Source organism: Haloferax sp. s1, assembly GCF_058382125.1.
This window is the reverse complement of sequence record NZ_JBZRPK010000251.1, coordinates 1-2,427: the sequence shown is the minus strand read 5'-3', so window position 1 is coordinate 2,427 and position 2,427 is coordinate 1. Positions and strand designations below refer to the sequence as shown.

Genomic DNA, 2,427 nt, shown 5'->3' with positions numbered 1-2,427 from the left:
GTACACGACGATGCCGAAGATGAGCAGCGTCGTGATGAGCGCGAGCAGTTGACCCTGGCCGAGGAAGATTGTCGAAAGCAGGTCGTCCGGCGCGGCCGGCAGGTCGACGGCACCGGTAGCGATGCCGAACCACGTCGGGAAGAAGCCCGACGCGCCGCCGAGTCCCTGCCAGCTGAACAGCCCACCGACGAGCTGCTGGCTGACACCGGCGATGATGAACAGCCCAACACCGGAGCCGACGCCCCACTTGCTGACAATCTCGTCCATGAACAGGATGAGGACACCACCGACGGCGATTTGCGCGAAGATGAGACCCTTCACGCCGATTGTACCGATGCCGAGCGAAGTTGCTACGGCTGGGTCAGCCGGCAGGAAGTTGCCAGCGAACACCATCGGCAGACCCGTCAGGACAATCATAACCCCGACGAGTAGCTTCTGTAGGCCCTGATAGAGGACCTGATCGCGCGGGTTGTTGTCCGTGTCGAGCCCGAGCAGGTCAGCACCGCCAAGCAGTTGTAGGACGATGCTCGCCGTGACGATTGGACCGATACCCAGTTGGAGCACCGAGCCCTGCTGGCCAGCCAGGATGGACCGGAACTGACCGAAGAGGTCGTTCGCGGTCGCGGTGTCGAGGCCGAACAGCGTCACGTTCGTCAGGAAGAAGTACAGGACGAGGATACCACCAGTCCACCCGAGTTTCCGGCGGAACGGTACGTGTCCCTCCGGACGGGCGACTGCGGGCATCCGCGCCAGCACTGGTTCGGCGGCGTCCTTCCATCCCATAATTTATTCCTCGTCGTCCTCGTCGGCGTCGGCTTCAGCTTCTTCTGCTTCGGCCTCGGCCGCTTCTTCTGCACGTTCGGAGAGGTCGGCACTGCCGCCAGCCTCTTCGATGAGTTCGACGGCACCAGCAGTGAAGGCGTCGGCAACGACGTTCAGTTCGTTGCGAACCTGTCCGCCACCGATAACCTTCACGACATCCACGTCCCAGCCGTCCTCGGCTACGTCGCGGGCGTCGATGGTGTATGCGTCACCGTCTTTCTCGGCGACTCCGTCGGCCGCGAGGAGCGCTGCGTCCTCGTCGAGCTTCTGGATCTTGACTTCGGCGACTGTGTCCTGCAGGGAGTCCGGTCGCTTGAAGCCGTGCTTGCCGCGCGGCTCGTAGTGGTGGTACTCGTGCTTGTCGCGTCCGGCACGGCCACGGCCACCACGGTGGCCGGCACCACGCCGGTTCTTGTGGGTACCGCCACTGTGCGTACGGGAGCCACGTTGTCGTCGCTTCTTGGACGTCATCGCATTGCCTCCAGAAGTTCGTCGATCTGTTCGGTGTCGTGCTTACCGAGTTGGCCGCCTTCCTTGGTGACGTGCTTCTGTCCGCGGTGACCGCCACGCGGCGGGTGCAGACGGAGCACGGGGGAGACGCCCTGCTCGCGCAGCGTCGTCTCCTCGTCGACGAGTGCCTGCGCGAGCGCAGCCACGTCGTCGTAGTCGGTGTTCTCGGAAACCCACTCATCGGAGATGTCGCCGTCGCCCGATTCGGGCTCGGCACGCGTGCGGACGAGGGTCTCGACGACGTCGACACTCGGCGTGCCGTGTGCAACGAAGTCGTTGACCTTCGTGATCATGCCACGGTAGGCGTCGTTCTCCGGCACGAACGTCGCGTGGTTCACGCGGTGGATGTTGAGCATCGACAGCGTGTCGCGAACGTCCTGTGAGATGTTGACTTCACCGCGAAGTTGGACGATAGCCTGCATTATTCACGCACCTCCCGTCGAATCTCGCGAGCGCGTCGCGGAGTACGGGACTGCGACGCGTTCTTGAGCGCGTTGTAGGTCGCTTTTGCGAGGTTGACCGTCGTCCGCGTGTTCCCGTCGCTCTTGGTCCAAGCGTCTTGGATACCGGCGAGTTCGAGGATGTTGCGGACGGTCTCTGCGGCCGCAAGGCCGAGACCCTGCGGGGCCGGGATGATACGGACCGTCACGGAGCCGGCCTTCCCCTCTGCCTTACGCGAGAGGGAGTTGAGGCCGCCTGCGCGGTCTTCCCACGAACCCGAGCCGCGGTCTACCTTGATAATGTTCAGTTTCGCCACCTCGATGGCTTTCTGGATGGCACCGCCGACCTGATCGTCGCGGGCCTCAGCGTAGCCGAGGTAGCCGTCACGATTCCCGACTGCAACGACACACCGGAACTTCACCCGGCGGCCGGAGTCGGTCATACGCTGAACCATGTTGATGTCGAGCACTTCGTCGTCCATCCCCGGAAGGAGCTGGTCGACGATCTGGGGCTCCTTGAGCGGAAGCCCGGTCTCGAGCGCCTGGTCCATCGACGTGACGTCGCCGTTCTGCACCATGCGGCCGAGCCGCGTTCGCGGCCCCCAGCCGTTGTTATCTCTGCTCATTCGTCCTCCTGAAGGTTCCCGAGCACTTC

3 protein-coding genes and 1 pseudogene are annotated in these 2,427 nt (G+C 63.7%); all 4 read right to left on the bottom strand.

What is annotated here, in order from left to right; all coding sequences use genetic code 11:
- Positions 1 to 783, bottom strand: a pseudogene (locus QT222_RS02340) (preprotein translocase subunit SecY); the annotation flags it as partial.
- A 3-nt stretch (positions 784 to 786) separates the two neighbouring features.
- Complete coding sequence (locus QT222_RS02335; RefSeq protein ID WP_004060014.1) at positions 787 to 1,293, bottom strand: uL15m family ribosomal protein; 507 nt, start codon at positions 1,291 to 1,293, stop codon at positions 787 to 789.
- The gene (locus tag QT222_RS02330; RefSeq protein ID WP_004060015.1) at positions 1,290 to 1,754 is read right to left on the bottom strand and encodes a 50S ribosomal protein L30; all 465 of its coding nucleotides are present in this window, start codon (positions 1,752 to 1,754) and stop codon (positions 1,290 to 1,292) included. The genes QT222_RS02335 and QT222_RS02330 overlap by 4 nt, the downstream gene beginning before the upstream one ends.
- On the bottom strand, positions 1,754 to 2,398 hold the full coding sequence (locus QT222_RS02325; protein WP_491476178.1) for a 30S ribosomal protein S5: 645 nt from the start codon (positions 2,396 to 2,398) through the stop codon (positions 1,754 to 1,756). The genes QT222_RS02330 and QT222_RS02325 overlap by 1 nt, the downstream gene beginning before the upstream one ends.
- Positions 2,399 to 2,427 lie beyond the last annotated feature (29 nt).

Bases quoted from the DNA above. Each gene is read 5' to 3' on its own strand.
- QT222_RS02330 (WP_004060015.1), bottom strand. From the start codon at position 1,754: ATGCAGGCTATCGTCCAACTTCGCGGTGAAGTCAACATCTCACAGGAC.
- QT222_RS02325 (WP_491476178.1), bottom strand. From the start codon at position 2,398: ATGAGCAGAGATAACAACGGCTGGGGGCCGCGAACGCGGCTCGGCCGC.
- QT222_RS02335 (WP_004060014.1), bottom strand. From the start codon at position 1,293: ATGACGTCCAAGAAGCGACGACAACGTGGCTCCCGTACGCACAGTGGC.